The sequence below is a fragment of the Pseudaquabacterium terrae genome, from assembly GCF_013266755.1.
In the GTDB taxonomy this organism is placed as follows: domain Bacteria; phylum Pseudomonadota; class Gammaproteobacteria; order Burkholderiales; family Burkholderiaceae_C; genus Pseudaquabacterium; species Pseudaquabacterium terrae.
Genome location: NZ_JABRWJ010000016.1, coordinates 22,399 through 43,525 on the forward strand (window position 1 = coordinate 22,399; position 21,127 = coordinate 43,525).

Consider the following 21,127-nt stretch of genomic DNA (forward strand, 5'->3'; position numbering starts at 1 on the left):
TCCGATTCCCCATCCATCCGCAGGAGAACCCTTGGACGATCTGACGCAACTGAAGGTGGCCATTGCCAACCACGTGGCGACGCTCACGCTGAACGCACCGCCGGTCAATGCGCTCACGCGCGTGCTGAACGACGAGCTCACGCTCGCGCTCGATCGCATCTCGGAACTCGACGACGTGCGCGCGGTGGTGCTGACCGGCGAGGGCAAGGTGTTCTGCGCCGGCGCCGACCTGAAGGGTCGTGCCGAGGTCATCAAGGGCCCCGGCGACCTGCCGGCGCATTCGCGCCGCACGCGCGAGTGCTTCCACGCGATCCGCGAGTGCGCGAAGCCGGTGGTCGTGGCGATCAACGGCGCGGCGCTCGGTTCGGGGCTGGCGATGGTGGCCTCGGCAGACATCATCGTCGCGTCGCAGAAGGCCTCGCTCGGATTGCCGGAAGTGGACGTCGGGCTGCTCGGCGGCTGCCGCCACGCGATGCGCCTGTTCAGCCATTCGCGCCTGCGCCGCATGGCACTGACCGGCCTGCGCGTCGACGGCGCCGAGCTGTATCGCCTGGGGGTTGCCGAAGCCTGCGTTGCACCGGAAGACCTGATGCCCACTGCCATTGAGATCGCGAGGACGATCGCCTCCAAGAGCCCCGTCTCGACGCGCATGGGCAAGCACACGCTGAACGTCATCGAGGACATGAGCCTGCGCGACGGCTACCGCTACGAGCAGGACATGACCGCCATCATCGGCAAGACCGAGGACGCCAAGGAAGCGCAGCTGGCCTTCAAGGAGAAGCGCTCGCCGGACTTCAAGGGCCGCTGAACGCCATCAGTCGAAACGCCGAGGGGGCCGCGCAGCGCGGCCCCCTCGGCGTTTTGCTGTTCAAACCCGTTCCAGCACGACCGCGATGCCCTGGCCGACGCCGATGCACATGGTGCACAGCGCGTAGCGGCCCCCTCGGCCACCGTTCATGCGGTGCAACTGGTTCACCGCGGTGGTCACGAGCCGCGCGCCGCTCGCGCCCAGCGGATGCCCCAGCGCGATGGCGCCGCCGTTCGGATTGACGCGCGGGTCGTCATCCCGCAGTCCCAGGTCCCGCATGACCGCGAGGCCCTGCGCGGCGAAGGCCTCGTTGAGCTCGATCACGTCCATCTGCTCCAGCGTCAGGCCGGTCAGCGCCAGCACCTTGCGCGTGGCGGGCGCGGGGCCGATGCCCATGATGCGCGGTGGCACGCCGGCGGTGGCCATGCCGACGATGCGGGCCCGCGGCGTCAGGCCGTTTCGCGCGGCGGCGGATTCGCTGGCGATCAGCAGCGCGCAGGCACCGTCGTTGACGCCGGAGGCATTGCCCGCGGTGACGCTGCCGTCCGGCCGCACGACGCCCTTCAGCTTCGCCAGCGCCTCCAGCGAAGTCTCGCGTGGATGCTCGTCCTGCTTGACGACGAGTGCGTCGCCCTTCTTCTGCGGGATGGTGACCGGCACGATCTCCGCATCGAAGAAGCCCGACTTCTGCGCGGCCACGGCCTTCAGCTGCGAGGCGAGCGCCATGCGGTCCTGCGCGTCGCGCGCGATGCCGAAGTCGGTGGCGACGTTCTCGGCGGTCTCCGGCATCGAATCGACGCCGTACTGCTCCAACATCCGCTTGTTGACGAAGCGCCAGCCGATGGTGGTGTCGTGGACCGCGTTGTTGCGGCTGAACGCACTGTCGGCCTTCGGCATCACGAACGGCGCGCGGCTCATGCTCTCGACGCCGCCGGCGATCATCAGCTGCGCCTCGCCGGCCTTGATCGCGCGCGCGGCGGTGCCGACGGCATCGAGGCCCGAGCCGCACAAGCGGTTGACGGTGGAGCCGGGCACGCCCACCGGCAGCCCGGCCAGCAGTGCGGACATGCGGGCGACGTTGCGGTTGTCCTCGCCGGCCTGGTTGGCGCAGCCGAAGATCACGTCGGCCACCGCCTCCCAGTCGACCCCCCGGTTGCGCGCCAGCAGCGCGCGCAGCGGCACCGCGCCGAGATCATCGGCACGCACGGAAGACAGCGCGCCGCCATAACGCCCAAAGGGCGTGCGGATGGCGTCGCAGACGAAGGCGGGGTGGGACATGAAGAGGCTCCGAGTGAATCAAGGGGACAGCGGCCGCAGCGTGCCGGCCCAGGCGGCGATGGCATCGGCGACCGCCGCGGGTTGTTCGGGTATCAGCGCGTGGCTGGCACCGGCGATCGTGCGGACGGTGACGCGTTCCTCGCCGAGGCAGTCCTTCAGCTCGTCGCGCGTGGCCGGCGGACGCCACGGATCCTGCGCGCCCTGCAGGTCCAGGATCGGCGCGTGCGTCACCGGCCACCAGCGATCCTTGGCCGGAACCGCTGCCGCGCGTCGATAAAGCTCGCGCAGCTGTGGATGCCAGCCTTCGAGCCAGACCGAGGCATCGTTGCCGGGGGCGAAGAAGGCCTTGCGCAGGCTTTGCAGCCGCCGCTCACGCGCTTGCGTCGGATCCGCGGCAATGTCGAGTGCCTGGCTCAACCCGGGCGGAAAGCTGCGGGCCGCGCCCGCAAGCACGATCACGCCGCGCACCCGCGCTGGATGGTCGAGATCGGTGACACGCGCAATGAAGTGGCCGAAGGCGTGTCCTGCAACGAGGGCCGGCCCCGCGACGACAGCCTCGATCGCCTGCGCGACGTCAGCGGCCAACGTGTGCAGCGTGAAATCGGGCGGCGGCGGGCTGCTGCGGCCCATGCCGCGCGGTTGCGGTCGTAACACTCGAAAGCCGTGGCCGACGAGCCGCTGCACCAGCTCGTCGAAGTCCAGCGAATCGCGCTGCGACGAGGGCAACAGCACGAGGCCCGGATCGCCGGCCCGGCCGTCGACCAGCACCTCGAGCTGCGCACCGTCCGCCGTGTCCAGCAGGTGGGAGGCCATGAGCAGCGCTTGCCGCTGTCACTCGGCGGTCGCGCCGGACCGCTTCACGATCTCGGCCCACTTCGGCAGCTCGCTGCGCATCAGGGCAGTGAATTCCTCCGGCGTGCCGAAAGTCGGCTCGATGCCCAGCGCGACCAGCGGCTGCCGCAGCGCCGGCGACGCCATCACGCGGCCCAGCGCCGCATGCAAGGTCGCGATCACGTCCTTCGGCGTGCCGGCCGGCGCGAGCACGCCGAGCCAGTTCGACACGTCGTAGCCCTTCAGCCCCGCCTCGGCGATCGTCGGCACCTGCGGCAGCAAACCCATGCGCGCCTTCGAGGTCACGCCCAGTGCGCGCACCTTGCCGTTGCGGATGTGCTCCTCGTACACGGTGTAGGAATCGAAGGTCATGTCGATGCGGCCTGCGAGCACGTCGACCAGCAGCGGCGAGCTGCCCTTGTACGGCACGTGCACCATGTCGACGCCGGCCAGCGCCTCGAACAGCGCGCCCGAGAGGTGGCTGGAGCTGCCGTTGCCGGCCGAGCCGTAGGTGAGCGCACCCGGCTTGGCCTTCGCCAACGCGATCAGCTCGCCGAGGTTCTTCGCTGCGACCGAGGGCCCCACCACCAGCACGCGCGGCGTGATGTGGGTCAGGCTGATCGGCGCGAAGTCCTTCAGCGGGTCGTAGCGCAGTTTCGGGTACAGCGCGGGGTTGATCGCCTGCGTGCCCATGGTGCCGAAGAACAGCGTGTAGCCGTCGGGCGCCGACTTGGACACGGCCTCGGCCGCCGGCGCGCCGCCGGCGCCGCCGCGGTTGTCGACGATGACCTGCTGGCCGAGTTCGGTGCCCAGGCGCTGCGCCAGGCCGCGCGCCATCGTGTCGGCCGCGCCGCCGGCCGGGAACGGCACGATCAGCCGCAGCGGCTTGTCGGGAAAGGCAGCCGAGGCCAGGCCCGAGACGGCCAGCAGACCGGCGGCGATGGCCTTGCTCAAGAGTTTCATGTCGCTTCCTTGGAACTGTGCAATGCCGATTCGTCGGCCAGCGTCACGCCGCAGCCGGGACCCGTCGGCAGCGCGATGCGCCCCCGCTCGACCGCGAGCGGCGTGAAGGGATCGTCCAGCAGATGCTGGTGCTCGGAGAGCTCGCAGGCGAAGGGCAGCGCCTTGATCACGCTGGCGGCCTGCAGGCTCATCGCCTGCATCAGCGCCGGCCCGAAGGCCGCACCGACGCGGCAGCCGACGCCGCCGGCTTCGCAGATGCGCACCGCCTGCAGGAAGCGCCGCAGTCCGCCGAGCTTGGTGACCTTCAGGTTGATGACGTCGACCACCCGCTCCGACACCAGCCGGAACACGTCGTGCACCGTCTGCGCGCTCTCGTCGGCCTCGATCGCGACCGGCAGGCTGCGCGTCAGCAGCGCCAGGCCGGCCCAGTCCGCCGCCGGCACCGGCTGCTCGATGAGCGCGATGTCGTGGCGCTCCATGCGCGCGAAGGCCCGCATCATCTGCTTGGCGTCGTAGGACTGGTTCGGATCGAGCGTCAGCTTCACCTCGGGCCCGGCGGCGGCGCGCACCGCGGCGATGCGCTCGACATCGAGCGTGGTGTCGCCCGACAGCTTCAGCTTGAGCTGGCCGTAGCCCTCCTCGACCAGCTCCGCCGCCTTGGCGGCCATCTCGGACGGCGTCTTGATCGGCAGGATGCGCGACTGCGCGATGCCCTCGTGCAACCGGCCGCCCAGCAGCACATGCACCGGCACGCTCAAGCGGCGCGACAGCAGGTCGTGCAGCGCCATGTCGATGCCGGCCTTGACGCTGGGCTGGAAGGCCAGCGAGGCATCGATCTCCTCGACGATGCCGGCCAGGTCGTCGACGCGCCGGCCGACCAGCCGCGGCGTCAGCATCTGCAGCGCAGCCTGCGCGCCGGCGCCATGCGTGGAGATCGCCGGAATCGCATGCACGTAACCCAGGCCGCGGTGGCCCAGCTCGTCGGTCAGCGCGAGCACGTGGCCCTCGAGCTGCGGCACGGTGGCGCGGGCGAACTTCCAGCTCGGGTCACGCAGCCGCTGCGTGCAGGACAGGATTCGAACGTCGACGATCTGCATGCGGCTCACTCCAGCGTGATCTTTCCCTTGGTCACGACCGCCTTCCACTTCTCGAACTCGGCCTGCATCAGGCCCTTGTATTCCTGCGGCGTCGAGGTCACCGGCACGGCGCCCTGCTTCAGCAGCTGCTCCTTCATGTCGGGCGCGCTCACCGCCGCGACGACCGCGTCGCGGAAGCGCTTCTGCACCTCGGCCGGCACGCCGGGCGCGCCGATGACGCCGTAGGTCGTGTCCATCAGCACGCCCGGATAACCGGCCTCCTTCGTGGTCGGCACGTCGGGCGCCTGCGGTGCGCGGCTGGCACTTGCCACCGCCAGGATCTTCAGCTTGCCGGCGGCCACGTGCTGCATCACCGGCAGCAGGTCGACCATCACCATCTGGATCTCGCCGCCCAGCAGCGCGGTGACCGCCGGCGCGGCGCCCTTGTACGGCACGTGCGTGAGCTCGATGCCGGCCTCCTGCCGCAGCAGTTCGGCGCCGATGTGCGGCGACGTGCCGGGACCGGCCGAGCCGTAGTTCAGCGTGCCCGGCGCGGCCTTGGCCTTCTTCACCAGGTCGGGCAGGCTGGCGATGCCGGCGTCGGCGCGCACGACGATGACCGCCGGGATGCGCGCGACCAGGGTCAGGTACTGCACGTCGGCCAACGCATACGGCACCTTCATCAGGTTGGGCATGCCGGCCAGCGGGCCGGGCGCCGCCAGGGCGAAGGTGTAGCCGTCGGCGGGCGCCTTCAGCGCGGCATCGACGCCGATGGTGCCGCCCGCGCCGGCCTTGTTGTCGACGATCACCGGCTGGCCGATCGCCGTCTCGACCTTCTTCGCGACGAGCCGCGCGACGACATCGGTCGGCCCGCCGGCGGCATAGGGAACGATCAGGCGCACGGGCTTGGTGGGCCAGGCCTGGGCCTGCACGGAGGCAGCGGTGCAGGTCAGGGCTGCGGCCAGTCCAAGGCCCAGCAGGGGGCGTCGCGTCAGCATGGGAAGTCTCCAGTGAAAGGCGGTGTTCGGCGGTGTGAACACAGTCTCGTCGCCGGGGGGGCCGGCAGCAAGGCACCGCAGCGGCAACGCAGCTATGCAGCGCATGCAAGTCGGCCGTGCGGTATGCGCCGAGGTGCATGCCAGCCTTGCGCCTTCGGGCCGTAGGCAAGGCGTGCGCCGGCGCCTAGAGTCTTCGTCAACGCATCGAACCCGAGAGCCCAGCAGATGAACGCTTCCAACGGCCCCCTGTCCCACGTCAAGGTGCTCGACCTGAGCCGCATCCTCGCGGCCCCCTGGGCGGGCCAGATCCTCGCCGACCTCGGCGCCGAGGTGACCAAGGTCGAGCGCCCGGGCGCCGGTGACGACACGCGCTCGTGGGGGCCGCCCTTCCTGAAAGGCGCCGACGGCAAGGACACCCAGGAGGCCGGCTACTACCTCGCGGTGAACCGCGGCAAGCGCTCGATCACGGTCAGCCTGGACAAGCCGGAAGGCCAGCGCATCGTGCGGGAGCTCGCTCTGCAGGCCGACATCGTGCTGGAGAACTACAAGGCCGGCACGCTCGAGCGCTACGGCCTCGACGAGGCCTCGCTGCGCAAGATCAACCCGAAGCTCATCTACTGCTCGGTGACCGGCTTCGGCCAGACCGGCCCGCGGCGCGACCAGCCGGCCTACGACTTCCTGATCCAGGCCATGGGCGGCCTGATGAGCGTGACCGGCGAGAAGGACGGCCGCCCCGGCGGCGGCCCGCAGAAGGTCGGCGTTCCGATCGTCGACCTGATGACCGGCATGTACACCGCGGTCGCCGTGCTGGCCGCGCTGGCGCGCCGCAACGAGACCGGCCGCGGCGACCATGTCGACATCGCGATGCTCGACGTCCAGGTGGCGACGCTGTCGAACCAGGCGATGAACTACCTGGTGTCGGGCAAGGTGCCCAAGCGCAACGGCAACGCGCATCCGAACATCCAGCCGCAGGACGTCTACGCCTGCGCCGACGGCGACGTGATCCTGGTGTGCGGCAACGACGGCCAGTTCGCCAAGCTCGCCGAGGTGCTGGGCCGACCCGACTGGATCGCGGACGAGCGCTTTGCGAGCAATGCGCAGCGTGTGCGCAACATCGGCGAGCTGTCGGCGCAGCTGCGCGACCTCTTCGGCGAGTGGGAGCGCGAGCGGCTGATCGCCGCGCTGGATGTGGCCGGCGTGCCCTGCGGCCCGATCAACACCGTGGCCGATGTCTTCAAGGACCCGCAGGTGAAGGCGCGTGGCCTGCTGCGGCAGGTGCCGCATCCGAGCGGCGTCGACGTGCCGCAGGTGATCAGCCCGATCCGCTTTGCCGAGGCCTCGATGGAGCTGCGTCCGCCGCCGCCGCTGCTCGGTCAGCACAGCGACGACATCCTGGCCGAGCTCGGCTACGCGGCCGCGGACATCGCTGCACTGCGCAGCTCGGGAGTGGTGTGATGCGGCTGCACTGGTCCCCGAAGTCGCCCTACGTGCGCAAGGTGATGATCTGCGCGCACGAGGTCGGCGTTGCCGACCGCCTGGAGCTCGTGCGCTCGGTCGCCGCGATGCTGAAGCCGAACGCGCGGCTGATGCAGGACAACCCCTTGTCGAAGATCCCGACGCTGGTGCTCGACGACGGCTTCACGCTGTTCGACTCGGTCGTCATCTGCGAGTACCTGGACGAGCTGGGCCAGGGCACGCTCTTTCCCCGCCAAGGCCAGGACAAGTGGCAGGCCCTGCGCTGGCACGCGCTGGGCGACGGCATGCTCGACGCAGCAATCCTGTGGCGCAATGAACGCGAGCGTGCGGCAGCGCTGCCCGCGCTGATGGAGGCCTTCGAGCTGAAGATGCGGGCCGCGCTGAAACAGCTCGACGACGAAGTGCAGGCGTTGGCGGAAACGCCGTTTGGCATCGGCCACGTGGCGATCGGCTGCGCGCTGGGCTACCTCGACTACCGCTTCGACGCCTTCGGCTGGCGCCGGATCGCACCTCGCGTGGCCGAGTGGGAGGCCGAGCTGCGGCAGCGCCCGTCCTTCAAGCTGACGGAGCCGATCGATGGCTGAGCGCATGCAATCGCCCGCCGCGGACGCGCAGAAGCAGCCGCTCAGCTATCTCGTAACCTGAGCGGCCACCGACGACGCGTCAGGCGTAAAGGGCCGCCGGGTTGGCGACCAGGATTTGCGTGGCCAGCGCCTCGTCGCCGGTCCAGCGGCGGAACGTCGCCAGCAGTTCGGCCGCGTCCGGCGCAGGCTCGACGCGCAGGTGCGGCCAGTCGCTGCCCCACAGCAGGCGCAGCGGGTTCGCGGCCAGCAGCGCCTCGTGAAAGACACGTCCCGCTTCGAAGTCCGGCCGACCGAGCAGGTTGCGGTAGGCGCACAGCTTCACCCACGCGTGACCGCTCTCCACCAGCTTCAGCAGCGTGCGGAAACCCGGCTCGTCGACACCCGCCGAGGCATCGAAGCCGCCCATGTGGTCGATGACCACCGGCACCGGCAGCGCGCGCAGCCGCGGCGCCAGCTCGGGCAGCGCCCGGCAGTCGGTCCACAGCTCGGCATGCAGTCCCGCGTCGGCGAGCGCGGGGGCCAGGGCCAGCAGGTCGTCGAACGACGCGCTGCCGGCGAAGTTCCCGGCCGCCCCGCTGCGGTGGCTGAAGCGCGCGGCGCGCACGCCACGGTCGCGCAGTCCGGCCAGCGCCGGCTGCTGTTCGGCTCGCAGCACCATCACGCCGCGCAGGCGCTCATGCGAGGCCAGGACGTCGAGCAGCAGCGAGGCGTCGTCGCCGTAGGCACTGGGATGCACCAGCACGCCGTGCGACAGGCCCAGGCGGTCCAGCAGCGCGAGGTACTGCGCGACGGTGGCCTCCGGCGGGGTGTAGCTGCGCTGCGCGGCCAGCGGGTAGCGTTCATAAGGTCCGAAGACGTGGGCGTGGCAGTCCCAGCCGGCGGGCGTCGGCAGCGCCATCAGGCGCTCCGGTGCGGCAGCGGGAACGCCGGCGCGACGCCCTCGGGCAGCGGGATCTCGTGTGCGTTGAGCGTCAACGCGACCATCGTGTAGTAGCCGACCAGCGCCGTCAGCTCGACCACGGTGCGCTCGCCGAAGCGAGCCAGCGCATCGGCATAGGTGGCGTCGGACACCGACTTCGTGCGGTTGAGCTCGTCGGCGAAGCGCACCACCGCGGCGTCGTCGGCGGACAGCGCAGGCGGCTCGGCGTCGGTGAGGATGGCCTCGATGATCCCTGCCTCGATGCCGAGTTTCTCGGCCTCCAGCCGATGCGCGTACCACTCGAACGGCGAGCGGCAGGCGCGCCCGGTGATGAGGATCGCCAGCTCCGACTGTCGCGGCGTCAGCGTGGTGTCGTAGCGCAGCAGCGCACCCAGCGCCTGCCAGCGATCGGCCAGCTCCGCGTTGTGCAGCACGGCACGCAGGGGCCCCTGGATCTTGCCGCGGGGGCCGGAGACGATCTTGTCGTGGACCCGGCGCTGCTCGGGGCTCATCGTGTCGGGCGAAGGAAGCGTGACGCGGGGCATGGAAGTCGTCTCCTGTGAACGCCGCGAGCTTAAGCGGCGCACCCCCGCTGACCTACACCCGCAGGCGCATCGCTGTTATGCCGCCGCCGTCACGACGATTCGCTGGGGCGCCACATGCCGGCGCGCGCCATCTCCTCGACCAGCTCGACGATCAGCGCCGCGACCGCGGTGACGGCGCGTGCCGGGCCCTTGGACTTCGACATGGCCATCGAGATCGTGCGCTGGAACGGCGGCTCGACGATGCGTGCGGCCTGCAGCCGACGTTCGGCCACTTCGCTCCACACCGCATGCAGCGGCAGCACCGTGTACAGCCGCTCGCTCGCGACCAGACCCCGCTGCAGCGGCAGCGAGTCGGCTTCGATCACCGGCGCCAGCGTGATGCGCTGGTGCCGCGCCATCGCGTCGAGTGCCGTGCGCAACCCGTTCGGCGCGCTGGGAAGGATGAACGGCAGGTCGTGCAGTTCCTCGAAGCGCACCTCCTTCGCATCCGTGACCCGATCGCCCGGCGGTCCGATCAGGTAGCTGTCGACGACGGCGAGCGACTGCTCCATCTCAGGCAGCGTGGGTCCGTAGCGGTACAGGATCGCGATGTCGACGCGGGCATCGGCAAGCCACTCCTCGACCTGACCGCTCGAGCCCTCGAGCACCTTCAGGCTCACCGCGGCGAAGCGCTGCCGCAGCGCCGCGAACAGCCGCGCGACCAGCGGCTGCCCGATCGACGGCAGCAGGCCCAAGGTGACGCGCCCGCCGGGTTCATGCGATTCGCCGCGGATGTCGCTCTCCAGCCGCTCGGCATCGGCCAGCAGCGACTGCACCCGCGGAAAGAGCCGCGCCCCGACCTCCGACAGCTCGACGCCGCGCCCCGTGCGATTGAACAGCCGCGCCCCGCACTCGCGTTCCAGCGCATTGAGCTGCCGGCTCAACAGCGACTGGTTGCTGTCGAGGAAGAGCGCCGCGCGCGTCAGGCTGCCCAGCTCGCCGATGGCGACGAAGGCCCGCCACTTGTGAAGGTCGGCGGTGAGCTCGATCTTGAAGTCGGATGCTTTGGGGGAAGTCATGGCCAGGTCATCGATCGATGCAGGTGATTCTGCGCTCGCGGGCGCGTCGCCGGGCCGTCCCGCATAGCAGGTATATCCCGCTGCCGATTGCTCGGCGCTGCACGCAAACCTAGATTCCTCGGGACGCCAGCCACCGTGCACAGCACACCCCAGGAGACATGATGCCTACTCGTTCGACCACGCCCGATGCCACCGCGGCCACGCTGGCCGCCAGCTTGTTGTTGGTGAGCGCCTGTGCCTCGGCCAACCCGCCCGGGCGCGACAACGCCGCGCGGCCGGTGCTGACGCCGATCACGCCCTGTGCAACGCTGACCGGCCTCGTCCTCCCCGTTTCGGCCATCGACCTGCCGACCTCGGGCGCGACGATCACCTCCGCGACGTTGGTCGCGGCGACGCCCGAGATCGTCGGCACGAGCGCTGTCACGCATGCGGTGCCCGAGCACTGCAGCATCCTCGGCAGCATCCATCCGGTCGACCCGGCTGCGCCGCCCATCAACTTCCAGGTCAACGTGCCGACGCAGTGGAACCAGAAGACGATCCAGGTCGGCGGCGGTGGACTGAACGGATCGATTCCGCGCAACCTGGCCGTCGTCGCGTCGTCGGGCTCGCCGATCAGCGCCGCGTTCCCGCCGGATGCCGAGTACCCGATCTCGCGCGGCTACGCGATGTTCGGTGGCGACTCGGGCCACCAGGACCCCAGCAACAACGCGACCTGGGCCCTGAACGCCGAGGCCTGGCAGAACTTCGGCCATGCCGCATTGAAGAAGACCCACGACGCGGCCTTCGCGGTGATTCGCACGCTGTACGGCAAGAAGCCGAAGCTCAGCTACTTCATGGGCCAGTCGCAGGGTGGCCGCGAGGCGATGGAGGTGGCGCAGCGCTACCCCAAGGACTACGACGGCGTGGTCGCGACCGCACCCCTGATCGGCTACACGGCCCACGTGGTGCACAAGACGCTGCTTGCCACCGTGCAGACCGGCGCCGGTTGGATCGCGCCCGCGAAATACGGTGCTGTCGCAGCCGAGGTGATGCGTCAATGCGATGCACTGGACGGACTCAGCGACGGCGTCATCAGCAACTACCCCGGTTGCGCAGCGCGTTTCGATCCGCTGAAGGTGGCGCAGCCCTTCGCGGCCATTCGTTGCGCGGGCGGCGCCGATACCGGCAACACCTGCGTCTCCGACGCGCAGATCGCGACGCTGAACCAGATGCACGCGCCAACCAGCTTCGGATACCCGCTTGCCAATGGCTGGACAACGTTTCCGGGTTATGGCGTCGGCCGCGAAGCCTTCTCCGGCTGGCTGACGATTGCTCCCCAGCCGAGCCCGGCGACGCAGCCCGCGCTCGGCCAGCCGGGCGCCACGCTGAACTACGGCATCCTGAAGGACCCGTCGTTCAACCTCGTGCACTTCGACGTCGCGACATTCGCCAACCAGGTCCAGGCCGCCTCGGCCGTCATCGACTCGACCAATCCCGACCTGAGTGCGTTCTTCGCCCACGGCGGGCGACTCATCATCAAGACCCAAAGCTCGGACTACTCATCGAATCCGCACACGGTGATGAAGTACTACGACGCGCTGGTTTCGAAGTTCGGGCAAGCCAAGGTCGATCGGCACGTACGGCTGTATGTGTTGGCCAACGGCGACCACGGCGGCTCAGGCCAAAGCACGACAACCGGCGAGGCACTTCCGCAGTTCGTCGACCTCGTGACGATGTCGACGGACTGGGTCGAGAACGGTGCGACGCCGCCTGACGCGCCTGAATTGAGCGCGAAGCTTCGCCTGCCGCCGTACACCACGCTCGCCACTCGGCCGCTGTGCCGCTACCCCCTGTTCCCGCGCTACGCGGGCGGCGACGTGAAACTGGCGGGAAGCTTCCGCTGCAGCGTGGATTGAACAGCTGCCGAATCGGCTCTGAAGCCGCGAACGCCAAGCCTCAGCCCCGGCCCAGCGCTGCGGCCAGCATCCAGCCGGCGATCCACAGCGCGCAGCCGACCATCAGCACCACCGGCCGCCAGCCGCAGCGGGCCAGGGCCGGCAGCGAGGTCTTGGCGCCGAGCGCGCAGACGCCGATCAGCAGGCAGCCGCGCGCGGCGTTGTCCAGCAGCGTGACTGCCGCGGTCGGCAGCAGGCCGAGCGAACGCAGCGTGACCAGGCTGGCGAAGAGGCCGAGGAACCACAGCAGCGGCGGTGGGCGCTTGCCGGGCGCTTCGATGCGGCCACCCCGTGCGACGGCCAGTGCCACCGCCGCGACGACCAGCGTCAGCAGCGCGACGCGCATCAGCTTGACCAGCATCGCGGTGTCGCCGGTCGGTTGGCCCAGCGCATAACCGGCGACCACCACCTGCGCAACGTCGTGAATGCTGCCACCGACGAAGAGCCCCGCAGCCTGCGGCGGCAGCGCCAGAGCGCGGGCGAGCAGCGGGTACAGCAGCATCGCGATCGTCGACAGCAGCGTCGCGAGCACGACCACCGTCAGCACCTCGCGCTCGCTGCGCTGATGCCGCGGCAGCACTGCGGCGAGTGCCAGCGCGGCCGAGGCGCCGCAGATCGCGCTGGCGCCACCGGCCAGCACGCCGAGGCTGCGCGGCAGCGCAAGCAGCCGCGCGCCGAGCAGGCCGACCAGCAGCGTCGTCGCCACGCCGCCGGCGATCAGCGCCGCCGTCGCCGTGCCGAGCCCGGCGAGTTGCTCGACGGTGATGCGCGCGCCGAGCAGGCCGACGCCCAGCCGCAGCAACGTGCCCGCCGACCAGGCGATGCCGGGCGCGCTGCGCGGCTCTTCGCTCTGGTAGTGGAAGGCGGTGCCGAACAGCAGCGCATACAGCATGACCGGCCCCCGATGCAGCCCGGCGACGAAAGTAGCGGCAGCGGCCAGCGCGGCGCAGAGGGCGATGCCGGGCCAGTGGCGCTGAAGGCTCAGCAGCCAAGCGACGAGTCCCGCATCACTTGTCGACGAAGGTGCGTTCGATGCCATTCCCGGTCTCCAGCGCCAGCTCGCGCAGATAGGCCCAGGGAAAGAGCCCACGCTCGTGTCCGTCGCTGAAGTGCAGCTGCAGGCCGAACTCGCCGACCGGGTCGATGCGCTCCAGGCGCACTGCCGCATCCGGCTGCGGCGGCTGGCCGTGGCGCCGGCCTTGCTCACAGCCGGCGCAGCGGCAGGCGGCGCGCAGGCGCGGGCCGCTCAGCAGCTGCTCGCCGAGATCGGCCCAGCCGAGCGCCAATGCGCCGGAGCGCGCATGCAGCATGACCTGCTGCGGCCACAGCTCTCGCGTGCTCACAACATGGCTCCCACGCCTTGCGGCCCGACATCGGTCGCCAGCCCCGCCAGGCCGCCGTCCTTCAACTCACCACCCATCGCCGCCAGGCTCTCTTCGCGAATCAGCGACTTCAGCTGCTGCACCATGGCCAGGAACGCCGCCGAACTGGTCATCTCCGGCGTGCGCGGCCGCGGCAGCGGCACCGTCAGTTCAGCCTTGATGCGCCCCGGGCGCGCGGTCATCACGAGGATGCGGTCCGACAGGAACACCGCCTCGTCGATGTCGTGCGTGACGAAGAGCACCGAGATGCGCAGCCGCTGCCACATGTTGGTCAGGATTTCCTGCATCACGATGCGCGTCTGCGCATCGAGCGCCCCGAACGGTTCGTCCATCAGCAGCACGCGCGGGCCGGTGGCCAGTGCGCGCACGATGCCCACGCGCTGCTTCATGCCGCCGGAGAGCTGGTCGGGGTAGTGGTGCTCGAAGCTCAGCAAGCCCGCCAGGCCGAGCAGCGTGCGCGCGCGCGTCTCGCGCTCGGCGCGCGGCACGCCCTGCATCTTCAGCCCGAACTCGACGTTGCGCCGCACCGTCATCCACGGGAACAGCGAGTACTGCTGGAACACGACGCCGCGGTCCGAGCCCGGGCCGTCGATGAATTCGCCGTCGAGCAGCGCTTCGCCATCGCTGGGCGCGAGGAAGCCGGCGGCGACGTTCAGCAGCGTCGACTTGCCGCAGCCCGACGGGCCGATCAGCGAGACGAATTCACCCGGCTGCACCTGCAGGCTGACGTCGTCGACGGCGTCGACCGAGCGGCCCTTCAGCGCGAAGCGGATGCCCAGGTGGCGCAGCTCGACGTGGCCGCCCTGCGCGGCACCGCGGTGCAAGGGCATGACGACGTCAGTCATGTGGCCCCCCAGGCCCTTCGGGCCGGCCCCCCGAGGGGGCGCGAGCGCCTTCGGAACGGCCGCGCGGCGCTCATGTCCGGCCCCCGGTCGCCGAATGCGCCTGCCACGGCATCACCAGCTTCGCCAGCAGCCGGATGCCGCCGCTGCAGGCCAGGCCCAGCACGCCGATCGTGATCATGCCCAGCGCGATCTCCGCATAGGCGATCAGCGAATACGCTTCCCAGGTGAAGTAGCCGATGCCGAACTGGCCCGAGATCATCTCGGCGGCGATCAGCGAGACCCACGCCACGCCCATGCCGACGGCCAGCCCGGTGAAGATGTGCGGCAGCGCACCCGGCAGCACCACCTGCGCGAGCACGCTGCGCTCGCCCGCGCCGAGCGAGCGTGCCGCGCGCAGCAGCACCGGGTCGATCGCCTCGACGCCGTGGATCGTGTTCAGCAGGATCGGGAAGAAGGCGCCGAGGAAGGTGATGAAGACGATGCTGACCTCGTTGTCCGGCCACAGCATGATCGACATCGGCACCCAGGCGATCGCCGGGATCGGGCGGAACACCTCCAGCGCCGGAAAGCTCAAGCGCCGCACCCAGCGATAACGCCCGATCAGCACGCCCAGCGCCACGCCGAGCAGCGTCGCGACGGCGAAGCCGAGCAGGATGCGGCGCAGGCTGATGCCGATGTTGGCGACGAACTTCGGCGACTGGTTGACCTCGAGCACCTTGTCGAACACCGCCGCCGGCGCCGGGATGTTGTTGAAGCGGACATAGGCGTCGAGCTTGTAGTGCGTCGCCAGGTGCCAGGCCAGCAGCACGGCGCCGATCGACAGCAGGCCGCACAGCCAGGCCATCGCGCTGCCGTGCACCCAGGCCGGTGCCGTGCGGCGCCGGCGCGGTGCCGACGCGGGGCGCGCGGCCGGCGCGCTCAGCGGCAGCGTCGCAACGCTGGCGCTGCGCACCGGCGCAGCGAGCGGTACGCGCTCGAAGGCCGCGTCATTCAGGGGTTGGGCGGCCTGCATGCTCATTTCCCGGCAACCGTGAGCTTGGGCGCGGCGAGGCCCAGCGCTTCGGCGTAGGTGGCCAGCCTGCCGCCGGACTGCGCGGCCAGTGCTTCGGCATCCTTCTTCAGCAGGAAGGGCACGGTCTGCGGATTCTTCGGGTCCTTGGTGTCGACGGCGTAGAAGGCCTTGTCGGCGAAGACCTTGATGCCGAGCGCCTTGTCGAAGACGTAGGCCACGGCCACCTTGCGGCCGGCCGACTCGTACTGCCGGATGCCGGCCAGCGTGCAGGTGGGCGAGCTGGTGGACACGATCTCGCCATCGGCCAGCCAGATCTCGCCGGCCTCCTTCGGCCGCGTCACCGCGGTCCTGCACACCGGGTCCTTGCCCTCGATGTCGTAGTTGGCCAGCGTCTGCTTCTGCGCGTCGTAGTCGAGCCCGCGTTCCTTGAAGGCCTGGCGCACGTAGCTTTCGTTGACCCAGGCGTCGATGTTGAATTCCTTGACGCGGCCTAATCTGTTCAACACGCCGAAGGCGGTCCTGATCGTTTCCAGCCAGCGCGGCTTGATCGTCGGGTCCAGCGTGTGGATGCCGCCGGGGCCCAGGAAGATGTAGGCCACTTCCTTCTCGATCTTGGTCCACTGCTCGATCTTCTGCGCCGCCTCCTTCGGGTTCTTGCGCACCCAGTCGTTGGCCTCCATCAGCGCCTTGACGTAGGCGACCACGGCCTCCGGATACTTGTCCGCGAAGTCCTTGCGCACGACGACGCCGTGAAAGGTCGGGATCTTGGTCTGCGCGCCATCGAAGATCTTGCGCGCGAAGCCGCGGTAGGGCAGCAGCTCGGCGAAGGGCACGAAATCGCCGTGGCCGTCGATCTTCCTTTCCTGCAGGTTGGTGGTGCCGACCTCGGGACTCTGGCTGACCAGGTTCCAGAAGCCGTCAGGCCAGCCGCGCTCCTGCATCGCCTGCAGCATCATCCCGTGCGCCGCCGAGCCGAAGGGCACCGAGACGGTCTTGCCCTTCAGGTCCGCCAGCTCGTAGTACGGGCTGTCCTTGTGCACGACCACGCCATTGCCCGCGCCGAAGGCGTTGTAGGCGATCACCGCGACCAGCTGCGTCTCGTTGCCCTTGTTCTGCTGGCCGGTCGCGCCATTCACCAGCAGCGGGTAGTCGCCCATCATGCCGATCTGCAACTTGCCGGCGACCATGCCGTTGGTGACCGGCGGGCCGGAGGTGAAGTTCTGCCAGTCGAGCTTCCACTCGACGTCCTTGTACTTGCCGGTCTTCGGCAAGTGCTTCTCCAGCAGCTTCAGCTCCTTCAGCACGATGCCGCCGGTGACGGTGTTGGTGGTGGTGTTCTGCGTGCCGATGCCGATCGTGATGACCTGCTTGCCCTGCGACCAGGCCAGCGCGGGAAGCAGCGCCAGCAGCGCGACCAGGCTCGATGGAAGACGGGGAATGTTCATCGCGGTACTCCGTTCAACTGCAGGGAAGCCAGCGCCAGCTTGGCGAGCTTGCGCACGTCGGGATCGCTGTCGGCCAGTGCCCGCTCCAATGGCGTGATGGCCCGTGCGTCGCCCAACTCGCCGAGCGCGATCACCGCTTCCTTGCGCAGGTTGCTGATCGGGTGCTGCAGCGCCTCGACCAGCGCCGGCAGCGCGGCGCGCGCCTTCTGCTTGCCGAGGCTGCGCGCGGCCTTCAGCCGCACCTGCCAGTACGCGTCGGCCAGCGCATGGATCAGCTCGCCGACGGCGACCGCACCGCGCAGCTTGCCCAGCGTCGTCGCGGCTTCCTCGCGCACCTGCCAGGCGCCATCGGACAAGGCCCGCGTCAGCGCCGGCTGCACGCTCAGGCCGGCCGATTCGTGCGCGAAGCCCAGTGCGCCGACTGCCGCCCGCCGCACGTCGGCTTCCGGGTCGTGCGCGGCCAGCTCGGTCAAGGCGCCGATCGCCCGCGTGTCCTTCAGATAGCCGAGCACGCCGACTGCTTCGCGCCGCACCAGCGCGTCGGCATCGGCCAGCGCAGCCAATGCCGGCAGGAAGGCGTCCGGCACGCGCAGCGCCTTGACGGCGCGCAGCGCGGCGGCTTTCACCGTGGGCGTCGGCTGTGCAATCCACGGCAACACGAAGGCTGCCGATGCCGGTTGCTTCAATTCGGCCAAGGTCGCCGCAGTGGCGTCGCGCACGGCCGCATCGGCATCGGCAAGCTTCGGCACCAGCGCGCGCAGCACCTCGGGCTCCTCGAAGCCTTCGAGCGCCTTGGCCGCTTCGAGCCGCACGCCGGCATCGGCATCGGCGAGTGCCGCGACCAGCAGCGGTGCGATGTCGTCTTCCTCGTCGCTGTACGGCAGGTCGAGCACCGCGACGCGGCGCACCGCCGGGTCGGGGCTGTTCAATCGCTGATGAATCATGGTCAACGCACCAGGTAGGGGATGTTCACGTGCACCGCGCCGGTGGGGCAGTCCTTCTCGCAGGGCATGCAGTACCAGCATTCGTCGAACTTCATGAAGGCCTTGTTCTTCACCAGGTCGATGGCCAGCACGTCGAGCGGGCAGACGTCGACGCAGACGGTGCAGCCCTTGTCGGCGATGCATTTGTCCTCGTCGACGACAACCGGCGCCTGGGTACGGGTGAGGGCGATGGTCATGGCGGTCCTCTCTCGCGGGGCTATGGATCAGGCGGCCTGCGCCGGGCGGTTCAGCGCGGCGCCGGCGACGCGCAGGCGCTGGTAGGCGGTGCGCTCCTCGTCGTTGAGCTCGACGACATAGGGCTCGACCGCACGCTTGCGAAAAACGGGCCGGCCTTCGTCATTCCCCCGCACATTGGTGTGGCAGAACCACTCGGCATCGTTCTTCTCCGGGTGGTCGACGCAGAGGTGATAGAGGCCCCAGCGGCTCTCGGTGCGGAACAGCGAGGCGCGCGCTGCGAGCTCGGCGCAATCGCGGATCGCATGCGCTTCCATCGCGCGCATCAGTTCGTGCGGGTCGGCGGCGCTCAATTGATCGAGGTCGCCGCGGATCTCGTCGAAGCGCTCGAGCGCGATCTGCATCTTGCGCGTGACCTTCGGCGGCTGCAGGTAGTCGTTGACGATGCGGCGCGTCTTGTATTCGACCTGGAACGGCGTCAGGCCTTCGCTGCGCTTCAATGGCGCCTCGATGCGCGCGCGCTCGGCGTCGATGCGCGCGCTGTCGACCTGCGGCGCCGCGGCATCGGCCAGGTACTGCGCCGCGTTCTCGCCGCAGAACTTGCCGTAGACGAAGGCGCCGAGCATGTAGTTGTGCGGAATGCTGGCGCAGTCGCCGGCCGCATACAGCCCGGGGATCGAGCATTCGCCGCGGTGGTTGGTCCAGATGCCCGACGCGCTGTGCCCCGAGCAGAAGCCGATCTCCGAGATGTGCATCTCGACCATGCGCTTGCGGTAGTCAGTGCCGCGCTGCTCGTGGAAACGGCCGCGGCTGGGCCGCTCGTTCGTGTGCAGGATGTGCTCGATCTCGCCGATGGTCTCTTCGGCCAGGTGGTCGAGCTTCAGGAACACCGGGCCGCGGCCGCCTTCGAGCTCGTTGAAGAACTCGAGCATCATCTGGCCGCTCCAGTAGTCGCATTCGATGAAGCGCTCGCCGCGCGCATTGGCGGTGTAGCCGCCGAACGGACCGGTCACGTAGGCGCAGGCCGGGCCGTTGTAGTCCTTGATCAGCGGGTTGATCTGGAAGCACTCCAGGTTCGTCAGCTCGGCGCCGGCGTGGTAGGCCATCACATGGCCTTCGCCGCAGTTGGTCGGGTTTTCGTAGGTGCCGAACAGGTAGCCCGACGCCGGCAATCCGAGCCGGCCCGCCGCGCCGGTGCACAACACGACGGCGCGCGCGCGGATGACGTAGAAGTCGGCCGTGCGGCAGTCGAAGCCCATCACCCCGGCGATCTCGCCGTCGACGCCGGTGATCAGCCGCGTCGCGACGACGCGGTTGGTGATCTCGACGCGGGCGCGCTTCAATTGCCGATAGAGCACCCGCTTCATGTGGTGGCCTTCGGGCATCGGCAGCACGTAGCTGCCGAGGTGGTGCACCTTGCGCACCGCGTAGTCGCCGGTCTCGTCCTTCTCGAACTTGACGCCCCAGCGGTCGAGCTCCTGGATCATTGCGAAGCTGTTCGACGCGTAGGCGTAGACGCCCTGCTGGTCGACGATGCCGTCGTTGGCGACGGTGATTTCCTTGGTGTATTGCTCGGGCGTCGCGTGGCCGGGGATCACGGCATTGTTGAGCCCGTCCATGCCCATCGAGATCGCGCCGCTGCGCTTGACATGGGCCTTGTCGAGCAACAGCACGCGCAGCTTCGGATTCGCCTCCTTCGCCTTGACCGCGGCCATCGGGCCACCCGTGCCACCCCCTACGACGACGAGGTCGTACTCCAGTTCGATCGTGTTCATCATTCCTCCGGCAGTGTGTGAGGGCTGGGCAGCTTCGCCAACGAAGCGAAACGCCGATGCTTCTGCGGCCACCGCATGTGGGCGACGATTGGCCGCGTCATTTGCGAGGCAGCGCGCTGCGATCGACGCGCACCTTGTACTGGAAGGCATCGCCGCGGTAGAAGAGGTGCTCGTGGTCGATCGGCGTGCCGTCGGCCAGGTGGGTGGTGCGCTCGATCTGCAGTACCGGCGCGCCCTCCTCGACGCGCAGCTGCGCGGCGAGCGCCTCGTCGGCCAGCGTCGAGCCGATCTGCAGGTCGGCATGGCCGAGCGCGAGGCCGTAGTCGTTCTCGAGGATCACGAAGACGTCGCGCGTCGCCAGGTCTTCCTTCGCCAGGCGCTGGCCGATGTGCAGCGGCAGGTAGCTCACGTCGAGCGAGATCGGCTCGCGGTTCAGGAAGCGCAGCCGCTTCAGCTCGGTGGCCTTGCCGCGCTTCGGGATCTGCAGGCGCTCGGCCACGGCCTGAGGCGGGGTGATCCGCTCGATCGACAGCACGCGGTTGAAGCTTTCGTAGCCGCGCTCGCGCATCGCCTCGCCGAAACCTTGCAGCCGGCCCAGGTCCTGGAAGGCCTTCGGCTTCGAGACGAAGCTGCCCTTGCCGTGCAGCTTGAAGATCAGGCCTTCGTTCTGCAGATCGGCCAGCGCCAGGCGAACCGTGATGCGGCTGACCCCGAAGCGGGTCATCATCTCGGCCTCGGAGGGCATCTGCTGGTGCGGCTGGTAGCTGCCGTCGAGGATGCGTTCGCGCAGCAGCTGCTTGATCTGCGCATACAACGGGCCCGGCGATTGCGCGGCCAGGTCGGCGGCGAGGTCAGGCGCGGATGCGGGATGCAAGGGAAGGATCCTCGCGCCGGCGGGCTTGGGTGACGTGGCCATCGCGGTGCAACTCGTTATGACGAGTCATGACAAGCATGCGCCGTGCCAGGCGGAATCACCGCTCAATCGTGGTTCAGGGAGCCATTGCAGGGCGCGTGTGCGCG

The 21,127-nt window shown here is 69.5% G+C and carries 21 protein-coding genes; 4 read left to right on the forward strand and 17 right to left on the reverse strand.

Features of this window, described 5'->3' with window-relative positions; genetic code table 11:
* Positions 1-31: 31 nt before the first annotated feature.
* Positions 32-808, forward strand: coding sequence for an enoyl-CoA hydratase/isomerase family protein (locus HLB44_RS33810; protein ID WP_173134327.1), 777 nt, complete (start codon positions 32-34; stop codon positions 806-808).
* 60 nt (positions 809-868) lie between these two features.
* Here the strand turns inward: HLB44_RS33810 and pcaF are convergent, their stop codons facing one another.
* Genes pcaF through HLB44_RS33835 form a run of 5 tightly spaced genes read right to left on the reverse strand, consistent with a single transcriptional unit; the run spans position 869 to position 5,954 of the window.
* Complete coding sequence (gene pcaF, locus HLB44_RS33815) at positions 869-2,086, reverse strand: 3-oxoadipyl-CoA thiolase (RefSeq protein WP_173134330.1); 1,218 nt, start codon at positions 2,084-2,086, stop codon at positions 869-871.
* Between the two features lie 18 nt (positions 2,087-2,104).
* Entirely contained in the window at positions 2,105-2,899 is a 795-nt protein-coding gene (locus HLB44_RS33820; RefSeq protein WP_173134333.1) for an alpha/beta fold hydrolase, read from the reverse strand.
* 18 nt (positions 2,900-2,917) lie between these two features.
* Positions 2,918-3,880, reverse strand: coding sequence for a Bug family tripartite tricarboxylate transporter substrate binding protein (locus tag HLB44_RS33825; protein ID WP_173134336.1), 963 nt, complete (start codon positions 3,878-3,880; stop codon positions 2,918-2,920).
* Positions 3,877-4,977: a mandelate racemase/muconate lactonizing enzyme family protein gene (locus tag HLB44_RS33830; RefSeq protein WP_173134339.1), complete on the reverse strand. Its 1,101-nt coding sequence runs from the start codon at positions 4,975-4,977 to the stop codon at positions 3,877-3,879. The genes HLB44_RS33825 and HLB44_RS33830 overlap by 4 nt, the downstream gene beginning before the upstream one ends.
* Positions 4,978-4,982: 5 nt before the next feature.
* Positions 4,983-5,954, reverse strand: coding sequence for a Bug family tripartite tricarboxylate transporter substrate binding protein (locus tag HLB44_RS33835; protein ID WP_173134342.1), 972 nt, complete (start codon positions 5,952-5,954; stop codon positions 4,983-4,985).
* A gap of 225 nt (positions 5,955-6,179) precedes the next feature.
* Here HLB44_RS33835 and HLB44_RS33840 point away from each other — a divergent pair, with 225 nt between their 5' ends.
* Together HLB44_RS33840 and HLB44_RS33845 are read left to right on the forward strand one after the other, a co-directional pair.
* Positions 6,180-7,409: a CaiB/BaiF CoA transferase family protein gene (locus HLB44_RS33840; RefSeq protein ID WP_173134345.1), complete on the forward strand. Its 1,230-nt coding sequence runs from the start codon at positions 6,180-6,182 to the stop codon at positions 7,407-7,409.
* Complete coding sequence (locus HLB44_RS33845; protein ID WP_173134348.1) at positions 7,409-8,014, forward strand: glutathione S-transferase family protein; 606 nt, start codon at positions 7,409-7,411, stop codon at positions 8,012-8,014. Before HLB44_RS33840 ends, HLB44_RS33845 begins: the two co-directional genes overlap by 1 nt.
* 79 nt (positions 8,015-8,093) lie before the next feature.
* On the opposite strand, the gene HLB44_RS33850 is transcribed toward HLB44_RS33845, so the two are convergent.
* The 3 genes from HLB44_RS33850 to HLB44_RS33860 all read right to left on the reverse strand — a co-directional run bounded on the left by HLB44_RS33850 (position 8,094) and on the right by HLB44_RS33860 (position 10,536).
* On the reverse strand, positions 8,094-8,912 hold the full coding sequence (locus tag HLB44_RS33850) for an amidohydrolase family protein (protein WP_173134351.1): 819 nt from the start codon (positions 8,910-8,912) through the stop codon (positions 8,094-8,096).
* Positions 8,912-9,478 (reverse strand): carboxymuconolactone decarboxylase family protein, encoded by a 567-nt coding sequence (locus tag HLB44_RS33855; protein ID WP_173134354.1) that lies wholly within the window; start codon positions 9,476-9,478, stop codon positions 8,912-8,914. The genes HLB44_RS33850 and HLB44_RS33855 overlap by 1 nt, the downstream gene beginning before the upstream one ends.
* 89 nt (positions 9,479-9,567) lie before the next feature.
* Positions 9,568-10,536 (reverse strand): LysR family transcriptional regulator, encoded by a 969-nt coding sequence (locus HLB44_RS33860; RefSeq protein WP_173134356.1) that lies wholly within the window; start codon positions 10,534-10,536, stop codon positions 9,568-9,570.
* 161 nt (positions 10,537-10,697) lie between these two features.
* Here HLB44_RS33860 and HLB44_RS33865 point away from each other — a divergent pair, with 161 nt between their 5' ends.
* The gene (locus HLB44_RS33865) at positions 10,698-12,431 is read left to right on the forward strand and encodes a tannase/feruloyl esterase family alpha/beta hydrolase (protein ID WP_173134359.1); all 1,734 of its coding nucleotides are present in this window, start codon (positions 10,698-10,700) and stop codon (positions 12,429-12,431) included.
* A gap of 40 nt (positions 12,432-12,471) precedes the next feature.
* On the opposite strand, the gene HLB44_RS33870 is transcribed toward HLB44_RS33865, so the two are convergent.
* From HLB44_RS33870 to HLB44_RS33910, 9 genes are all read right to left on the reverse strand, one after another.
* Entirely contained in the window at positions 12,472-13,509 is a 1,038-nt protein-coding gene (locus HLB44_RS33870; protein ID WP_173134362.1) for a YeiH family protein, read from the reverse strand.
* Positions 13,478-13,813 (reverse strand): DUF971 domain-containing protein, encoded by a 336-nt coding sequence (locus HLB44_RS33875; RefSeq protein WP_343051730.1) that lies wholly within the window; start codon positions 13,811-13,813, stop codon positions 13,478-13,480. Before HLB44_RS33875 ends, HLB44_RS33870 begins: the two co-directional genes overlap by 32 nt.
* Positions 13,810-14,697, reverse strand: a complete 888-nt coding sequence (locus HLB44_RS33880; protein WP_246312622.1) for an ABC transporter ATP-binding protein — start codon at positions 14,695-14,697, stop codon at positions 13,810-13,812. Before HLB44_RS33880 ends, HLB44_RS33875 begins: the two co-directional genes overlap by 4 nt.
* A 70-nt stretch (positions 14,698-14,767) precedes the next feature.
* Positions 14,768-15,709, reverse strand: coding sequence for an ABC transporter permease (locus HLB44_RS33885; protein ID WP_246312623.1), 942 nt, complete (start codon positions 15,707-15,709; stop codon positions 14,768-14,770).
* A gap of 2 nt (positions 15,710-15,711) precedes the next feature.
* On the reverse strand, positions 15,712-17,154 hold the full coding sequence (locus HLB44_RS33890; protein WP_173134369.1) for an ABC transporter substrate-binding protein: 1,443 nt from the start codon (positions 17,152-17,154) through the stop codon (positions 15,712-15,714).
* On the reverse strand, positions 17,151-18,098 hold the full coding sequence (locus tag HLB44_RS33895) for a HEAT repeat domain-containing protein (RefSeq protein WP_173134372.1): 948 nt from the start codon (positions 18,096-18,098) through the stop codon (positions 17,151-17,153). The genes HLB44_RS33890 and HLB44_RS33895 overlap by 4 nt, the downstream gene beginning before the upstream one ends.
* 2 nt (positions 18,099-18,100) lie before the next feature.
* Positions 18,101-18,334, reverse strand: coding sequence for a 4Fe-4S dicluster domain-containing protein (locus tag HLB44_RS33900; RefSeq protein WP_173134375.1), 234 nt, complete (start codon positions 18,332-18,334; stop codon positions 18,101-18,103).
* Positions 18,335-18,361: 27 nt separating this feature from the next.
* Entirely contained in the window at positions 18,362-20,107 is a 1,746-nt protein-coding gene (locus HLB44_RS33905; protein ID WP_173134378.1) for a fumarate reductase/succinate dehydrogenase flavoprotein subunit, read from the reverse strand.
* A 97-nt stretch (positions 20,108-20,204) separates the two neighbouring features.
* Positions 20,205-20,981 carry a GntR family transcriptional regulator gene (locus tag HLB44_RS33910; protein WP_246312624.1) on the reverse strand — a complete coding sequence of 259 codons (777 nt, stop codon included), beginning with the start codon at positions 20,979-20,981 and terminating at the stop codon, positions 20,205-20,207.
* Between the last annotated feature and the right edge of the window lie 146 nt (positions 20,982-21,127).

Excerpts from the sequence above, each read along its gene's own strand:
- HLB44_RS33825 (WP_173134336.1), bottom strand. The coding sequence starts at position 3,880 with ATGAAACTCTTGAGCAAGGCCATCGCCGCCGGTCTGCTGGCCGTCTCG.
- HLB44_RS33830 (WP_173134339.1), bottom strand. The coding sequence starts at position 4,977 with ATGCAGATCGTCGACGTTCGAATCCTGTCCTGCACGCAGCGGCTGCGT.
- HLB44_RS33890 (WP_173134369.1), bottom strand. The coding sequence starts at position 17,154 with ATGAACATTCCCCGTCTTCCATCGAGCCTGGTCGCGCTGCTGGCGCTG.
- HLB44_RS33835 (WP_173134342.1), bottom strand. The coding sequence starts at position 5,954 with ATGCTGACGCGACGCCCCCTGCTGGGCCTTGGACTGGCCGCAGCCCTG.
- HLB44_RS33855 (WP_173134354.1), bottom strand. The coding sequence starts at position 9,478 with ATGCCCCGCGTCACGCTTCCTTCGCCCGACACGATGAGCCCCGAGCAG.
- HLB44_RS33905 (WP_173134378.1), bottom strand. The coding sequence starts at position 20,107 with ATGAACACGATCGAACTGGAGTACGACCTCGTCGTCGTAGGGGGTGGC.
- HLB44_RS33860 (WP_173134356.1), bottom strand. The coding sequence starts at position 10,536 with ATGACTTCCCCCAAAGCATCCGACTTCAAGATCGAGCTCACCGCCGAC.
- HLB44_RS33820 (WP_173134333.1), bottom strand. The coding sequence starts at position 2,899 with ATGGCCTCCCACCTGCTGGACACGGCGGACGGTGCGCAGCTCGAGGTG.
- HLB44_RS33845 (WP_173134348.1), top strand. The coding sequence starts at position 7,409 with ATGCGGCTGCACTGGTCCCCGAAGTCGCCCTACGTGCGCAAGGTGATG.
- HLB44_RS33895 (WP_173134372.1), bottom strand. The coding sequence starts at position 18,098 with ATGATTCATCAGCGATTGAACAGCCCCGACCCGGCGGTGCGCCGCGTC.
- HLB44_RS33840 (WP_173134345.1), top strand. The coding sequence starts at position 6,180 with ATGAACGCTTCCAACGGCCCCCTGTCCCACGTCAAGGTGCTCGACCTG.
- HLB44_RS33870 (WP_173134362.1), bottom strand. The coding sequence starts at position 13,509 with ATGGCATCGAACGCACCTTCGTCGACAAGTGATGCGGGACTCGTCGCT.
- HLB44_RS33865 (WP_173134359.1), top strand. The coding sequence starts at position 10,698 with ATGCCTACTCGTTCGACCACGCCCGATGCCACCGCGGCCACGCTGGCC.
- HLB44_RS33900 (WP_173134375.1), bottom strand. The coding sequence starts at position 18,334 with ATGACCATCGCCCTCACCCGTACCCAGGCGCCGGTTGTCGTCGACGAG.
- HLB44_RS33880 (WP_246312622.1), bottom strand. The coding sequence starts at position 14,697 with ATGACTGACGTCGTCATGCCCTTGCACCGCGGTGCCGCGCAGGGCGGC.
- HLB44_RS33885 (WP_246312623.1), bottom strand. The coding sequence starts at position 15,709 with ATGCAGGCCGCCCAACCCCTGAATGACGCGGCCTTCGAGCGCGTACCG.
- pcaF (WP_173134330.1), bottom strand. The coding sequence starts at position 2,086 with ATGTCCCACCCCGCCTTCGTCTGCGACGCCATCCGCACGCCCTTTGGG.
- HLB44_RS33850 (WP_173134351.1), bottom strand. The coding sequence starts at position 8,912 with ATGGCGCTGCCGACGCCCGCCGGCTGGGACTGCCACGCCCACGTCTTC.